The organism is Cobetia sp. SIMBA_158, from assembly GCF_046566945.1.
GTDB lineage: Bacteria > Pseudomonadota > Gammaproteobacteria > Pseudomonadales > Halomonadaceae > Cobetia > Cobetia amphilecti.
The window spans coordinates 1-233 of record NZ_JAWJYL010001157.1; the positions used below are offsets into that span (position 1 = coordinate 1).

Annotated in this window: 1 protein-coding gene; it reads right to left on the bottom strand. The window is 27.9% G+C overall.

Annotated features, from left to right (window positions below):
• Positions 1-134 (bottom strand): glycosyltransferase family 2 protein (locus R2R70_RS23385; protein ID WP_410979404.1); only part of this gene is annotated, 134 nt, incomplete at its 3' end.
• Positions 135-233: the final 99 nt, after the last annotated feature.

Below are 233 nucleotides of genomic sequence, written 5' to 3' on the forward strand. Positions count from 1 at the left end.
GTTTCAAGTGTATCATCAGTAGAGCCATCATTTATAAACAGAACTTCAAAATTCTTATAATTTACATTGAATATTCCTATTAAACAGTTTTCTATAACCAGTGTCTCATTATAGGCAGGTATTAGTATACTAATTCCCTTTTCCTTTCTAGGATAAAGTTACCGTTTTTTCCTGCTAGTAAAAAGAGGAATAAACGTATAAAGAATATGAAACAAAATAAAAAGACAAAAAAG